Raw genomic sequence first — 14371 nt, forward strand, 5'->3', positions numbered from 1 at the left:
ACCTCAAACCGTTGCGCGGGGCCTGGGTGCGTGCGGCGCCCGCGAACAGGTTCAGGTGCCCCGGCCGTGTCGACGGTCCAGGCGGGTTTCAGACGAGGACGGATCCGCCGGCGACGTCGAGGACCACGCCGCTGATCCAGGAGGCTGAGTCCGCGGCGAGGAACAGCGCGGCCTGAGCGACGTCCTCGGGGGTGCCGAGGCGACGGACGGGATGGGACTCCACCAGTGCGCGCCGGATCGCGGCGGGGATCTGGCGCTCGTTGCGCTCCGTCATGATCGTTTCGGGTGCGATGCAGTTGACCCGGATGCCGTGTGGGCCGGCTTGGACGGCGAGGCCCTTGGTGAGGAGTTCGACTCCGGCCTTGGCCGCGACGTAGGCGAAGGGGGACTGGAGCGTGGGTCGGCGGGCCGCCGCGGAGGAGAGGGTGACGATGCTGCCGTGGCCGCGCTCCTTCATACCGGGCAGGAAGCTCTTGACCGTCAGGAAGGTGCTGGTCAGGTTGGCGTCGATGCTGGCGTGCCAGCCCTCCTCGCTGATCTCCTCGATCGGTCCGGGCCGCACCGGGTTGCCGCCGGCGTTCGTCACGAGGATGTCGACGGGGCCGAACTCGGCCTCGACGCGGGTGCGCAGCGCCTCGATCTCGTCGAAGCGGGTGAGGTCGGCGGTCAGGGCCAGGACGTCACCGCCTGCGGCGGCGATCTTCGCGCGGACGGATTCGAGCGCGTCGATGTCACGACCGTGGAGGACGACGCGTGCGCCCTCGGCGGCGAAGAGTTCGGCGATGCCGGCTCCGATGCCCCGGGAGCTGCCGGTGACGAGGGCGACGCGGTTCTGAAGAGTGTTCATGGGGGTGGTTCTCCTGGCTGGTGTCGTGCTGGTAGGTGTCGAGTGGGGTGGCTGATCAGGACGGTGCGGCCGACGGCATCGGCGGGGTATGCAGGCTCAGAAGGATGCCGACCGGCTTTTGTCCGGGACCGCCGGTCAGGGCGAGGGCAGTGTGGAAGGCGCCGTCGGCTGGGTCAGGGCGTGACGGGCTGGTTGTTGCCCGTGGGGTTGGTCCGGGGGCGGGTGCGGGGCAGCAGGGCAGCGACGAAGACCAGCCACAGGGTGCCGCCGAAGCGGACGACGGGGAGCAGGTAGGAGAAGCCGGCGGACAGGAAGGTCAGCTCGGCGACCATCCCGACGACGGCCAGGGCCAGTCCGGTCCGGGTGACGGCTCGCGGCAGCAGGCCGGCCATCAGTCCGGTCACGGAGATACCGGCGGCGAACAGGGCGTACATGACCACGTAGCCGGGGCCGCCCGAGATGAAGGACAGGTCTGCGAGCGCGCGGGCGAGCGTGGGGGAGGCGTCGGCGGACAGGCGGCCGCCGGTCCAGGTGAACATCGCTGACAGGGTGGTGGAGCAGGCGGCCAGGACGCCTCCGACGAGGGTGATCGCCGGCCCGGGTGCGGTGACGCCGAGCGCCCGCAGTCGCCGGTAGAGGATCGCGGCGCACAGGGCAAGGGCCACTGCGGAGCTGAAGAGCAGCAGGGCTCCGACCTCGATGGTGGTCGCGTGGCTCTGGGCGTAGTGCAGGACCGCGGTGCCCGAGGCGTCGGGGTGCGGGGTGGAGCTGTTCACGGCGACGTAGGCCACGGTCAGGGCGGCGAAGGCGAGGACGGGGACGAGTAGGGGCGGCCCGGACTGCGGGCGGCTGGTACGGGCCTCCGAGCGCTGGGGGGCGGGGGCGATGGTCATGGTTCCTCCTGGGTAACTCATATACAAACTCGTGCTGTTCGCCCCGACGGCGTCGGGCCGCCGCCGCGCGAGCGGGTGGGTGCGGTCATGGCCGCCGCGTTCGACGTCGCATGGCCGGGGTGGCCCGGGACGGTCGGGAAGCCGGGCGCAGAGCAGGTGCCTCGGACGGCTCGGACGGCTCGGACGGCCGACGACCGGCGCCGTGGCGCGCGGGTCTCGCGGTCGGCCCGTTCGGCGGTCGCGCCGTGCGTCATCGGCCCATGCGGGCGTACCGGCGGGCGGCGAAGGCCATGAAAGCGATCATGATCCCTCCGCTCCAGGCGAGGGAGGTCCACACGTCGTGAGCGGCGCGGTTGCCCAGGACCAGGGCGCGTTCCGCGTTGACGAGCGCGGTGACCGGCTGGTGGGCGCCGATTGCCTGGAGCCAGCCCGGCATGGTGTGCAGGGGAACGAAGGCGTTGGCCCGAGCCGTTCGGGCCCAGCAGGCCGAGCACGGTGCCCGGGACAGCTCGCAGTGTCAGCCCGTCCAGCGCTTTGACCTGGCCGTATGTCCTGACGAGTGTGTCCGCTTCGATGGCCATCGCATCCATGGCCCGCTCCTGTTCCGTCGTTCTCTTGCTTCCGTGACATCTAATGCTTAGAGATCTAATCATTAGATGTCAAGCGGCTCCCTGCTAGGCTGTGCCCGTGTGGAACTTCCAGGCCCCGATAGGTCTTCAGCTCAGCCAGACGGCCCGCGTCGTCAGTCGTGCATTCGACGAGGCGCTCGACAAGGCCGGCGGATCGCTGCCGGTCTGGCTGATCCTGCTGAACCTCACGATCAGGCAGACGCCCCACCAGCGAGCGCTCGCCGAGGCGGTCGGGGTCACCGGAGCCACGCTGACGCACCACCTCAACGCGATGGAGAAGCGCGGCCTGATCACCAGGCGGCGCGATCCGGAGAACCGGAGGGTGCATGTGGTCGAGGTGACCGAGGAGGGGCGCCAGGTGTTCACGCGACTGCGCCAGGCCGCCATGGAGTTCACCGCCCGGCTGAACGCCGGCCTGAGCGCGGAGGAGACCGACGCGCTGTCCCAGCTCCTCGCCCGGCTCGCGGCCAACGTCGGCGCCCCCACGGAGGGTACCCCGCCGTGGGCGGGCCTCGCGGAAGGAAAGTAGAACGTCAAGCACTCGGCTCAGCAGCAGCCGCTCAGGCGGCGGGCGTCCAGCCGAAGACCATGAACATGGCCAATGCCTCTATGCGGCGGCTGCGCTTCGCCACCGCAGCACCGATGCTCGATCCCGCTGCGGTGACGAGGTGAGTGCCCGTGACCCGTCCGTGTTCAGGACCGTTGCCAGCGTACTTCGCCGCCGACGACAGTGGTGAGAACCCTTGTAGTCGGGAGGACATCGACGTAGGGGTCGGTGTCGACGGCGATGAGGTCGGCCAGCCGGCCGAGGGCGAGGACGCCCTTGGTCTGCTCCTCGCCCGCCGCGTGGGCCGGACCGAGGGTGTGTGCGGTGATCGCCTCGGCGACGCTGAGCCGCTGTTCCGGCTGCCATCCGCCGGACGGCGTGCCGTCCGGCCTCGTACGTGTTACGGCGGCATGCAGCGCGGCGAAGGGGTTCGGGTGCTCTATGGGAGCGTCGGAACCGAAGGCCAGGGGAACACCCGCGTCGAGCATGGCCCGCCAGGCGTAGGAGGACAGGTCTTGCTCCGCCAGCAGCGAGTCGACCAGATCCATGTCACTGGTGCAGTGAACCGGCTGCATCGAGGCGATGATGCCGAGCCCCGCCATGCGGACGATGTCCTCGTGCCGTAGGTGTTGTGCATGCTCGATCCGGTTGCGTAGATACCCCGACCTGCCGGCTGCTTCGTAGGCATCGACGACCAGGCGGTTCGCTCGGTCACCGATGGCATGCGTGGCGACCGCGATGCCGGCACCGTTGGCTGTGCGGACGAGTTCGACGAGATCCTCGTACGGGGTCACAGCGATGCCCACATTGGCCGCGTCCCCGGCGAACGGCTCGTGCATGTGGCATGTGTGCGCTCCCAACGCGCCATCGCTGAACAGTTTCACCGGGCCGGTACGGAACCAGGTGTCGCCCTGACCGGTGAAGCGTCCTTCAGTGATCGCCTTCTCCAGATGCGTGACCGGGATGGCCTTGTGCACCCGCAGTTTCAGCTCTCCCGCCTTATGCATGTCGAGAAACGCCGCACGGCACTCCTCACCGTCGATGTCGTGGATGCTGGTCAGTCCGAGTCCCAGCAGTTCCTCCTGGGCAGCACGCAGCTTGGGCCGTAGATCGTCTGCGGTCATCAGATCGCGCAGCGGATAGGTGGCGGTTTCCCGCAGGATTCCGGTCGGCTCGCCATGATGGTCCCTGACGATCTGTCCGCCCACTGGGTCTGGGGCCTCGCGGTCGATACCGATCAGCCGCAGGGCCATCGAGTTGGCCCATATGGTGTGCCCGTCCACGCTCGGGAGCGCGGCCGGCCGGTCGGGACACACCGAGTCGAGCGCGAGCCGGTCCGGCTGCACCGGCCGCTGCCAGACATTGCTGTTCCACCCACTGCCGAACAGCCACACGCCCGGCTGTAGTCGCTCGGCATACGCTGCGATCTTCCGCAGCGCCTCTTCCAGGGAACGGGCTTCCCGGAGATCCACCTCACTCAGTCCGCGCGCATACAGCGCGGTGTGAATGTGACCGTCGTAGAAGCCGGGTAGGACAGCTGCCCCGTCAAGCTCCACGAACTCGGCGTGCGGGCCTGTGACCTGCCGTACTTCCGCCGCGCTGCCGGTTGCGACGATCCTCTCGCCGTCCACCGCGAGCGCTTCGACCAACGGCTTGCTGCGGTCACCTGTATAGATCCTGGCATTGCGGAAAACACGCACAGGGAAACACCTCGCTTCGGAGTCCTGCCAACGAACAGGTCATTACGAAAGGCAGTGCGCTCAGCGGAGTCGGGGACTGGCGCGGTCGCTGATGCGCTGTTTCCAGTCCCCGACTTCTTCAGACGGATTCGGTCACCTGGGTGGTGCCCATGGGCGACGAGGACTTCTCGCTGTGCTGCCTCACGGCCAGCAGGCAGACGATGCTGACTACTACGGCCGCTGCCTCGTACAGCGACACGGACAAGGTCGAGCCGAAGTGCTGGAACAGAGCCGTGGCCACGTACGGAGCGACGCCGCCGCCCAAGATGCCGGCGAACTGGAAGCTGAACGACGTGCCCGTGAACCTGACCCGCACCGGGAACACGTCCGCGAGCAGGCCCGCGTAGGGGGCCCATGCCGCCGTAGAGCCGGCACTTACGAGCACCAGCGCCAGCCAAAGCAGAGCGGTGTTGCCCGTATTGAGCATCGGAAAGAACGCGAACGCCATCACGCCGAGTATCACCAGACCGCACACCGACACAAGGCGTGAGCCGAACCGATCGGCCAAGGAACCCGACAGCACCGTCGGCACCACGCTGAGCGCGGAGATCACCGTACTGGCGATCAGGATCTGGCCGGAGCTGAACAGACCTTGACTCGTCGCATAGGTGAGCAAGAAGACGGAGAAGACGTAGAAGCCGATGTCGACGCCGAACCGACAGCCCATCGAGAGCAGGAAGTTGCCCGGCATCGTCCGTAGCACCGTGAGCAGCGGTGCACGCTCCGGTGCGGACTCCTCCATCTGCTTGACGAACTCCGGGGTTTCCTCCAGCAGGAGCCGCAACCACAGGCCAACCGCGACGATGGCGGCACTCAGCAGGAACGGCACCCGCCAACCCCAGCTCAAGAACGCGGAGTTGCTGAGCGTCGTGGTCATCACGGCGAACACGCCCGAGGACAACATCGCGCCGATGGTGTCGCCTGTCTGAGGGAAACTGCCGAGGAACCCTTTTCGCCGGCCATCGGACAGCTGCTCCACGGCGAGCAGTACCGACCCACCCCATTCGCCGCCGAGCGCCAGACCCTGCACCACGCGCAGCAGCACAAGCAACGCCGGTGCTGCGTACCCCACTTGGGAGTAGGTCGGCAGCAGACCGATGGCGAATGTCGCCACACCCATGATGAGCAGCGTGGCGAGCAGTACGTTGCGTCTGCCGCCGCGGTCACCGAAGTGGCCGGCGACAATCGCGCCCACCGGCCGTGCCACGAACCCCGCCGCGAATGTTGCGAACGAGCTGAGCAGGCCAACGACGGGATCTGAGTCGGGGAAGAACACCTTCGGGAACACCAGCGCGGCCGCGGTCCCGAAGACAAAGTAGTCGTACCACTCCAGCGTGCTGCCGACCATGCTCGCGGCGAGCACGGTACGCAGCGACTTCCGGTCGCCCGGCTTCCTCATCGCGCCACCCCCGACAGTGCCGCGTCGAGCGCGGTCAACGTGGGCTCGAGCACGGGCGGCTTCGGCAGCCGTTCCGCCGTCGAGCCGGGATCCTTCAGGCCGGTGGACGTGCCGACCACGACGACGGTGTCACCGCGACCGACCTTCCCCTCGGTGACCAGCCGCGCCACCGCGGCGAGTGGCGTGATGCCGGCCGCCTCCTGATACAGCCCTTCGGTACTGGCGAATCGTGCTTGCATGGTCATGATTTCCTGATCGTCGCCGACCGCTACCGCGGTGCCCGCCGTACGTCTGATCGCGTCGAGTCCTTGGAACGTGCCGAAGGAGCCGGAGATCGAGAACGCCTTCGACGCGCCCGCCGACACCGGACCCACCTGGTCGACGCCATGCGCGAGAGCATGACTGTAAGGCCCGAACACCTCCGCTGCGACGATCCGCGGAAACCTGTCGGCGCAGCCCAGCGCCACCAGGTCGGCGAACCCGCGGTACATGCCGGCGAGGCCATCCGCATACGCGGCGGGCGCCACGACCACGTCCGGAACCGCGCCCAGGTCGCGCCACAACTCGAACGCAATCACCTTGTAGCCGTCGACGCCGAACGGGTTCGAGCCGATCGGCGGGTCCCAGTGGCCGGACATCGGCACCCAGCCATGGGCATGTACCGCTTCCGCCATGACCCGCCACCGGTCCGGCCCGTGCTCGTACGCCACCACCTCCGCGCCGTACACCTGCATCAGCGTCAGCATCGTCACCGGCACCTCGGTGAGGGTCAGCGCGACGCAGCGCAGGCCGGCGGCCGCGGCGTGCGCGGCGACGGCAGCACCGTGGTTGCCCGTGGTCGCGACGACGACGGTCTCAGCGCCGTCCGCAGCCGCCCTACTGATGCCGGTGACGGCCAACCGGTCCTTCCACGACCAGGTCGGGTTGCGCGACTCGTCCTTCAACAGCAGACGACCGACGCCGAGGTCGGCGCCGAGCCGATCGAGCGGCAGCAGCGGCGTATCTCCCTCCCCGAGGGAGACGAACGGTGCGGACCCGGGCACGGGCAACGCCTGACGCCACGCGGCCGCGCCCCTCGCCCCGGCGACCGGCTCCAAGGGGCCGGGCTCGATGGCGTAGTCGGGCCGCAGCGAGACCGATACGCCCTCGTCCGCGCACACCGTGCACCTGCTGAACGCCGCGCTCTCGGCGTAGGGCCGGTCGCAGCGCACGCAGCGCAACCGGGCAAGGTAGCGGATGCTCATGCGATCACCCGCAGCGACCTGTCGATGCTCGTGAACAGCTCGAACCCCTGGGCGGTCACCGCACCGGTGTCCTCGACCATCATGCCGCCCCAGCCGAGCTCGTAGTAGGGCGTCTCAAGGCAGAACACCATGCCCTCGCGCAGCACCGTCGCGTCGTCCGGCGCCACCACCGGCTGCTCGTACACATCCAGTCCGATCGTGTGGCCGACGTGGTGCCTGCGGTACCGGCGAGGCCCGCCGCCTTCCTCCACGGTGCGCACGGCTTCGGCGAACACGTCGTGAGCCACCGCCCCCGGCCGGGCGGCCTCGAACTCGGCACGGACGCCGGCGAGGAGCGCATCGTAGTAACGCTGCTGCCGGTCGGTCGGCTCACCGATGACGGCGGTGCGCGCGATGTCCGACCAGTACCCGTGGTAGACGCAGCCGACATCAAACCTGAGCAGGTCCCCCGGCCGACAGGGCCGATCGGTGGGAAACGTGTCTACGAGCGCCGTGCGCTCGCCCGCGGTCGCCACGATGAACCGCGGCTCGCCACCGCCGACAGCCATCGCCTGCGCGACCGCGGCCGCGAGTTCGCGTTCGGTCACGCCGACCGCCGCAGCCTTGAGCGCCGCCTCGATGCCGGCCTCGGCCAGCTCGGCGGCCCGACGCAGCAGCGCCTGCTCCGCCGGCAGCTTCACCGCCCGCACACCGAGCAGCCAGTCGTCGGCGGGCACCACATCGGCCGGCAGCACGGCACGGTGCGCATCGGTGAGCCCGGCATGCTCGACGGCGAGCCGACCGGCCCGCACCGTTGAGAGCGCGGCACCGAGCGCGGCGGCCAGGTCGGGGTGGTCGCCGCCGTCCCGGGCTCCCACGCCCTCCTGGTAGAAGCGGCCAAAGCCGATCACATCGTCCGCTGCCCACCCGTCGTGCGTCACCTCGCCCACCTCCGCCATGGGCACAACGAGCAGAGTCCGCTCCGCCGTCACCACCGCGGCAAGCGAGGCGCCCAGGCTGCGGTGACCGGTGGCGTACAACACCGACTCCGCCCGGGTGACGAGCAGAGCGTCGAAACCGGCGTCGTCCAGGGCCGCGCGCAGCCGGTCGGCGCGCGCCGCGGTCAGCTCGGGACCGGCATGGGGATCTACAGGTATAGGCATGTCGACCTCTCGGTGAACTTCGGGAGTGCCTCATTTTTGGCCACCGCGACCGCCCGTTCCTATGGGAAGGCACCCACCGTCTGGCAGGATGCCGATGTGTCATTCGCACAAGTCGTCAAGGAACTCGTCTCGGTGGCCGACCGGGCCTCCGAGGAGACCTACGACCGCGTGTGGGGCACCGTCGGCTACGACGAAGCGCACCTGCAGCGGGACGAGATCTCCCGCTGGGCGGCCGTGTTCAGGCGCGCAGAATTCGCCGCGCTCACCGCGGACGGACCGGTCGAGGCCGCCGCACTCGAGGCGGCCCGGGAGATCGGCGCCAACCGCGCGCTGCAGGGCGTGCCCATCGAATCTGTCATGCACTCGTGGATGACCGGCGAGCGCATCTGGGTCGAGCGCCTGGTGGCGTACGCCGACCGGCTCGCCCCCGAGGAACTGAGTTCCGCGATCCAGCGGATCAGCAAGGTGATGGGTGAAATCTCACGCCATGCCATTGAGGAGTACCGGCGTACCCAGGCCGAGGTCACCGTGCACTACGACCAGCTGGCCACCGACCTGGTCGCCCAGCTGGTGGGCGGCCGGCTCTCCGAGCCCGACGACGTGGAACGCAGGGCACGGGCCGTCGGCAGCCGCGCCTTCCAGACACACACCGCCGTCGTCATGACGGTGCCCACCACCGACCCGGCCGTGCACCTGCGGCTGGAACGCCACCTGCTCGCCGCGATTTCCGGCGCGACGGACGGCCGGATCCTGGTGGGTCGCGTCGACGATCAGCAGCTGCTGCTGTGCCCGCTGCCCGACACCGATCCGGCAGCACTGCACGCGCGATTGCATGCGGCGATCGACGATCCACACCGGCCGGGTTCGGTGCTGCTCGGCACGACCACGAGCACAGACGCGCTCGCGGGCATCACGGCGGTGTGCAGGCGGGCCCGCCTCGCCACGGAGGTCGGCATCCGGCTCGGCTGGAGCGACCGGGTGGTCCGCTTCGAGGACGTCGCCCCCGAGGTGCTGCTGCTGCGCGGTGGGGACGAGGTCACCGACGTGCTCACCGACTTGCTCGCCCCCATCCGCGACCGACCAGAGCTGCTCGCCACCCTCCGTGCGTACCTGCGTAACGGCCTGTCCGCCCGCGCCGCCGCCCGTGAGCTGTACGTGCACCAGAACACGGTGCCACAGCGGCTGCGTACGATCGAGCGTCTCCTCAACCGCGACCTCGGGGACGTCAACGGCCTGCTCGATGTGCTCCTGGCTGTCCGCGCCATGGATCTGAACAACTGATCAGCGTCCGACGCGCCGACGGCCACGTCGTGCACGCCTCTACTTGCACGACGGCTACATGAGCGGCGACCGCCTTCGAGCACTTCTGGCTGGTGCGCGGTCTTGCTGCGTCGGGTGCACAAACGATGCTCCCGCCGGTACCGCACTGCGCAGAGAACACGGCGAACTCGTCGCGGCCGGCGGCACGTACGCCTCCTTCTGGGAGCGACGGGCCCGCGCCCACGGCTGGCGACTGGCGGCGGCACCGTCGTGACCCCTCACCCGGCACCCGCGATCAACCGGACCCAGCGGCAGAGAGAAGGCACGACACGATGAGCACCGGATCCCGGAACACCTGGGAGGCATGGGCGAGGTCCGTCCCCCCGCTCACGTGCGCGAGCACCCGGGAGCCCTGCCACGACCCGGCGGCCACCGCCACCCGCCTCGCCCAGGCGCGACTCGCCGACCAGTACATGGTCTACGAGACGGAAGGCGGCCCGACACCCCCGAGGTCCTGACCGGCCCGGACCGCACCACGGCCCGGGCCGGTCGGCCTGGACCGCACCACGCTTCGACCATCTCCTCAAGCTCGACCTGATCCGGGCACGCCACTAAGTGGTCAGCTTCGGAAGTCCTTCGGGGCTTGACGGCGGGGCGGGCGCCGAGCGGGTGGGCGGGCCTCCGCGTTCGCTGGAGCGGACGGGGTGGTGGCGCTTGGCCTCTTCGACATCATGGACAGTTGTCCATGTATAGTGGGCGGCTGTCCATGATGCCTGAGAGTGGGATGCCTCGATGGAGACGACCGCGAACGTGCTGGTGGGGCTGGTGGGCGCGTTGCACGCCTACTTCCTGGTTCTGGAGATGTTCCTGTGGGAGAGGAGGCCGGGCCGCAAGCTGTCCGGCTTCGATGCGGCCATGGCTAGTGCCACCGCCCGGCTTGCCGCGAACCAGGGCCTCTACAACGGTTTCCTGGCTGCCGGGCTGGTCTGGGGTCTGATCGCGGAGAATCCGACCGGGTTCCGGGTGCAGGTCTTCTTCCTCGCCTGCGTGCTCATCGCCGGGCTGTACGGCGGACTCACCACCAACCGGCGGATCCTCGTGGCCCAGGCCGCGCCCGGGGCTCTGGCGCTCATCGCCGTCCTGCTCGCCCGGTGACCGCCGTGCCGGCAGATCCCCGCACGGCACGGACCCAGGCCAAACTGCGCCGGGCGCTGCTGGAAGAGTGCACTCACGGTCCGCTGGCGGAGGTCAGCGTCACCGCTGTGGTACGCCGGGCGGGAGTCGGCCGCGCAACGTTCTACCTCCACTACGGCGATCTGGAGGCACTCGCCGTCGACGCCTGCGCCGATATCGTCCGCGAAGCTGTCGACGCTCTGCACGCCTGGCGCGGCACACCCGATCCCGGGCTGCCTCCGCCCGCCCTGCTGGCCTTCTTCGAGAGCCTCGATTCACAGGCCGGGCCCTACCGGGAACTGCTGAGTCCGGGCGGCAGCGGCCCCCTCGGCCACGTACTCCACCGAGATCTGCGTACCCGCAGCCACACCGAGCGCACCCTGGCCGGTGCGCCGGCGCCGGACCTGTTCGCCTCCGCCGTGGCCGCGACTTTCGTCGGGGTCCTTGCCGACTGGCTCCATGGCCTCATCGAGGCCACTCCCGCCCAGATCACGCAATGGATCTGGCGCCTGCTCGTCCACCTGCACCGCACCCCGCTGTCCTGACCAGCCGCTCTGCCCCAACAACGGTTTCCCGCTGCCGCTGCCGCTGCCACCTCACCCTCGCCCCCGGCCAGGCGAGAGCGACGCGCATGAACCACACCCACAGCCACGGCGGAGCCGTGGCCCACCTGGCCGCCTGCAACGTCGACCAGGCCAGAGTGCTCGGCCGCACCGAGCCACGGGCCAGCATCACTCCGTTCATGAACCTGGTCGCCCCTGGAAGATCTGCTGGCCGGGCTCGACCGGCACACCATCGATCACCAGGAAGAATCCTCCCCGCACTGGCAGCATGATCAACCCCCGAAGGACTTCCGGAGCCGACCACTAAGTTCTAAGGCTAAGACGCCGACCTTCTCTGCGACCTGCTGGAGGGTCACCGGGCCAAAGGGGCGGGAGCCGACGGCTCTTGACGTGGGTTTCGGCATGCTCGTAACGTACCGCGCTAGAAAGCGCTTTCCATCCGGTCGCGCGGGTATGTGTGGAAAGCGCTTTCCCTGCAGCCGGACTCTCACACGAAAAGGGGATGCAGATGACCCGCAGGTCCATTGGCATCATCATGAACGGCGTCACCGGACGGATGGGCTACCGCCAGCATCTGGTCCGTTCCGTGCTGGCGATCCGTGAGCAGGGCGGGCTTGCCCTGCCGGACGGAACGGTGGTGTGGCCGGAGCCGGTTCTGGTCGGCCGCAGTGAGGCCAAGATCCGGGCTCTTGCGGATCGTCACGGCCTGGAACGGTGGACGACCGACCTCGATGAGGCCCTGTCCGACCCCGCCAACGAGATCTACTTCGATGCCCAGGTCACACAGGCCCGCGAGAAGGCCGTCAAGGCCGCGGTGGCTGCCGGCAAGCACATCTACATCGAAAAGCCCACCGCCGAGTCCCTCGAAGGTGCTCTGGAGCTGGCCCGGCTGGCACGAGAAGCGGGTGTCAAGAACGGCGTGGTGCAGGACAAGCTGTTCCTGCCAGGACTGATCAAGCTCAAGCGCCTGGTCGAAGGTGGCTTCTTCGGCCGCATCCTGTCGGTGCGCGGTGAGTTCGGCTACTGGGTGTTCGAGGGGGATTGGCAGGAGGCCCAGCGCCCGTCCTGGAACTATCGGGCCGAGGACGGCGGCGGCATGGTCCTGGACATGTTCCCGCACTGGCGGTACGTGCTGGAGCAGACCATGGGTGTGCCCATCCGCTCGGTCTACGCCCACACCGCCACCCACATCCCCGAGCGCCGGGACGAGCAGGGCCGTCCGTACGCTGCCACGGCCGATGACGCCGCCTACGGCATCTTCGAGATGGAGGGCGGCATCATTGCGCAGATCAACTCCTCCTGGGCGGTCCGCGTGGACCGCGACGAACTGGTCGAATTCCAGGTCGACGGCACCGAAGCCAGCGCGGTCGCAGGGCTGCGCAACTGCCGCATCCAGCACCGCGCCGCTACCCCCAAGCCGGTATGGAACCCGGACCTGCCCGTGCGTGAGTCGTTCCGTGGTCAGTGGCAAACCGTCCCCGACAACACCGAGTTCGACAACGGCTTCAAGGCGCAGTGGGAGCAGTTCCTGTCCCACGTCGTCGCCGATAGTCCCTTCCCCTACGACCTGCTGGCGGGCGCCAAGGGTGTGCAACTTGCCGAGCTCGGCCTGCTCTCGGCCCGTGAGGGCCGCCGTGTCGAGGTTTCCGAGCTCACCGTCTGACCGCCCCGATCCTGCGAGGCACACACATGCCTGACATCCTGCTGCCGCTGCCCGGCGGTCCTGTGCGCTACCAGGTCCCCGAGCCCCCGGCCCTGCCCCGCTCCAACGCTCCGGCGCGCAGCCGCACCGTCTATGCAGCCGCGCACGTGGTCGCCGACCCGGCAGCCGATCAGCGCCCGGGCGCACCCTCGGCGGTGGACTGGGACACCACCCTCTCCTTCCGCCATCATCTGTGGTCGCTCGGCCTGGGCGTAGCCGATGCGATGGACACCGCCCAGCGCGGCATGGGCCTGGACTGGCCCGCCGCACGCGAACTGATCACCCGCTCCGGCGGCGAAGCCCGTTCGGTCGGCGGACGGCTCGCCTGCGGTGCGGGCACCGACCACCTCACCATCGCCGAGCCCACGCTCGAAGACGTCCTGGGCGCCTACGAGGAACAGATCACGGTGGTCGAGGCAGCCGGCGCCCAGGTGATCCTGATGGCGAGCCGGGCGCTGGTGAAAGCCGCCACCGGTCCCGAGGACTACGCCGAGGTCTACGGCCGGCTCCTCGCCCAGACCGAGCAGCCCGTGATCCTGCACTGGCTCGGCACCGCCTTCGACCCGCAGTTGGAGGGCTACTGGGGGTCGGCCGACCTCGACCAGGCAGCTCACCACGTCCTGCAGATCATCAAGGACTACGCGCACAAGGTTGACGGGATAAAGATCTCGCTCCTGAACGCCGACCGGGAGATCGCACTGCGCAGGGCTCTGCCCAAGGGCATCCGGATGTACACGGGGGACGACTTCAACTACCCCGATCTGATCCTCGGGGATGATGTCGGCTTCAGCCACGCACTGCTCGGTGTGTTCGACCCGATCGCCGCCCACGCATCCGCTGCCCTGGAAGCCCTCGACCGCGGCGACATCAACGCCTACAAGGCCGTCCTGGACCCCACCGTGCCGCTGGCACGGCACCTCTTCACCGCACCCACCCGGTACTACAAGACCGGCGTGGTCTTCCTCGCCCACCTCGCAGGCCACCAAGACCACTTCACCATGGTGGGCGGGGAACAGGACAGCCGCAGCACCGAGCACCTGGCCCAACTGTTCCGCCTCGCCTGCGACGCCGGGGTGTTTTTCGACCCTGACCAAGCCGTGGCACGGATGCGCGCCTTCCTGACGGAGAAGGGGGCCGACGCATGAGTTTCCTGAGTCAACCTCTATGCCGCCAAGGGCACCTCGGCGGATGTGTTGGTCTTCCCGTTGGCTTCGTGAATGGCGGGGTCGTAGC

13 protein-coding genes and 2 pseudogenes are annotated in these 14371 nt (G+C 69.1%); 7 read left to right on the top strand and 8 right to left on the bottom strand.

Annotated features, from left to right (window positions below):
- Positions 1-88: 88 nt before the first annotated feature.
- The 4 genes and pseudogenes from ACWEKM_RS29065 to ACWEKM_RS29080 form a co-directional block, all read right to left on the bottom strand.
- A complete protein-coding gene (locus ACWEKM_RS29065; protein WP_451624218.1) occupies positions 89-847 on the bottom strand; it encodes an SDR family NAD(P)-dependent oxidoreductase in 759 nt (252 codons plus the stop codon).
- Positions 848-1020: 173 nt separating this feature from the next.
- Positions 1021-1740 (bottom strand): DUF4386 domain-containing protein, encoded by a 720-nt coding sequence (locus tag ACWEKM_RS29070; RefSeq protein WP_451624219.1) that lies wholly within the window; start codon positions 1738-1740, stop codon positions 1021-1023.
- Positions 1741-1990: 250 nt separating this feature from the next.
- The gene (locus ACWEKM_RS29075) at positions 1991-2176 is read right to left on the bottom strand and encodes a hypothetical protein (RefSeq protein WP_451624231.1); all 186 of its coding nucleotides are present in this window, start codon (positions 2174-2176) and stop codon (positions 1991-1993) included.
- Positions 2177-2198: 22 nt separating this feature from the next.
- A pseudogene (locus ACWEKM_RS29080) lies at positions 2199-2330 on the bottom strand (daunorubicin/doxorubicin resistance ABC transporter ATP-binding protein DrrA); the annotation flags it as partial.
- A 97-nt stretch (positions 2331-2427) separates the two neighbouring features.
- Between ACWEKM_RS29080 and ACWEKM_RS29085 the strand changes: the two are divergent.
- Positions 2428-2898 carry a MarR family winged helix-turn-helix transcriptional regulator gene (locus tag ACWEKM_RS29085; RefSeq protein WP_451624220.1) on the top strand — a complete coding sequence of 157 codons (471 nt, stop codon included), beginning with the start codon at positions 2428-2430 and terminating at the stop codon, positions 2896-2898.
- A gap of 164 nt (positions 2899-3062) precedes the next feature.
- Here ACWEKM_RS29085 and ACWEKM_RS29090 read toward each other — a convergent pair whose 3' ends face one another.
- From ACWEKM_RS29090 to ACWEKM_RS29105, 4 genes are all read right to left on the bottom strand, one after another.
- Complete coding sequence (locus tag ACWEKM_RS29090) at positions 3063-4616, bottom strand: amidohydrolase (protein ID WP_451624221.1); 1554 nt, start codon at positions 4614-4616, stop codon at positions 3063-3065.
- A gap of 118 nt (positions 4617-4734) precedes the next feature.
- On the bottom strand, positions 4735-6003 hold the full coding sequence (locus tag ACWEKM_RS29095) for an MFS transporter (protein ID WP_451624222.1): 1269 nt from the start codon (positions 6001-6003) through the stop codon (positions 4735-4737).
- Positions 6004-6050: 47 nt separating this feature from the next.
- Entirely contained in the window at positions 6051-7151 is a 1101-nt protein-coding gene (locus tag ACWEKM_RS29100; RefSeq protein ID WP_451624223.1) for a threonine synthase, read from the bottom strand.
- 143 nt (positions 7152-7294) lie between these two features.
- On the bottom strand, positions 7295-8440 hold the full coding sequence (locus ACWEKM_RS29105; RefSeq protein WP_451624224.1) for a M24 family metallopeptidase: 1146 nt from the start codon (positions 8438-8440) through the stop codon (positions 7295-7297).
- A gap of 96 nt (positions 8441-8536) precedes the next feature.
- Here ACWEKM_RS29105 and ACWEKM_RS29110 point away from each other — a divergent pair, with 96 nt between their 5' ends.
- From ACWEKM_RS29110 to ACWEKM_RS29135, 6 genes and pseudogenes are all read left to right on the top strand, one after another.
- Complete coding sequence (locus tag ACWEKM_RS29110; protein WP_451624225.1) at positions 8537-9721, top strand: PucR family transcriptional regulator; 1185 nt, start codon at positions 8537-8539, stop codon at positions 9719-9721.
- A gap of 311 nt (positions 9722-10032) precedes the next feature.
- A pseudogene (locus tag ACWEKM_RS29115) lies at positions 10033-10197 on the top strand (salicylate synthase); the annotation flags it as partial.
- Positions 10198-10492: 295 nt separating this feature from the next.
- The gene (locus ACWEKM_RS29120; protein ID WP_451624226.1) at positions 10493-10855 is read left to right on the top strand and encodes a DUF1304 domain-containing protein; all 363 of its coding nucleotides are present in this window, start codon (positions 10493-10495) and stop codon (positions 10853-10855) included.
- Positions 10856-10860: 5 nt separating this feature from the next.
- The gene (locus ACWEKM_RS29125) at positions 10861-11418 is read left to right on the top strand and encodes a TetR/AcrR family transcriptional regulator (protein ID WP_451624227.1); all 558 of its coding nucleotides are present in this window, start codon (positions 10861-10863) and stop codon (positions 11416-11418) included.
- A 526-nt stretch (positions 11419-11944) separates the two neighbouring features.
- Complete coding sequence (locus ACWEKM_RS29130) at positions 11945-13099, top strand: Gfo/Idh/MocA family protein (protein WP_451624228.1); 1155 nt, start codon at positions 11945-11947, stop codon at positions 13097-13099.
- 26 nt (positions 13100-13125) lie between these two features.
- Positions 13126-14283, top strand: a complete 1158-nt coding sequence (locus tag ACWEKM_RS29135) for a dihydrodipicolinate synthase family protein (RefSeq protein WP_451624229.1) — start codon at positions 13126-13128, stop codon at positions 14281-14283.
- Positions 14284-14371: the final 88 nt, after the last annotated feature.

Source organism: Streptomyces sp. NPDC004752, from assembly GCF_053601275.1.

Coding starts and splice junctions, on each gene's coding strand:
- ACWEKM_RS29130 (WP_451624228.1), top strand. CDS start 11,945: ATGACCCGCAGGTCCATTGGCATCATCATGAACGGCGTCACCGGACGG.
- ACWEKM_RS29065 (WP_451624218.1), bottom strand. CDS start 847: ATGAACACTCTTCAGAACCGCGTCGCCCTCGTCACCGGCAGCTCCCGG.
- ACWEKM_RS29075 (WP_451624231.1), bottom strand. CDS start 2,176: ATGCCGGGCTGGCTCCAGGCAATCGGCGCCCACCAGCCGGTCACCGCG.
- ACWEKM_RS29105 (WP_451624224.1), bottom strand. CDS start 8,440: ATGCCTATACCTGTAGATCCCCATGCCGGTCCCGAGCTGACCGCGGCG.
- ACWEKM_RS29070 (WP_451624219.1), bottom strand. CDS start 1,740: ATGACCATCGCCCCCGCCCCCCAGCGCTCGGAGGCCCGTACCAGCCGC.
- ACWEKM_RS29120 (WP_451624226.1), top strand. CDS start 10,493: ATGGAGACGACCGCGAACGTGCTGGTGGGGCTGGTGGGCGCGTTGCAC.
- ACWEKM_RS29095 (WP_451624222.1), bottom strand. CDS start 6,003: ATGGTCGGCAGCACGCTGGAGTGGTACGACTACTTTGTCTTCGGGACC.
- ACWEKM_RS29135 (WP_451624229.1), top strand. CDS start 13,126: ATGCCTGACATCCTGCTGCCGCTGCCCGGCGGTCCTGTGCGCTACCAG.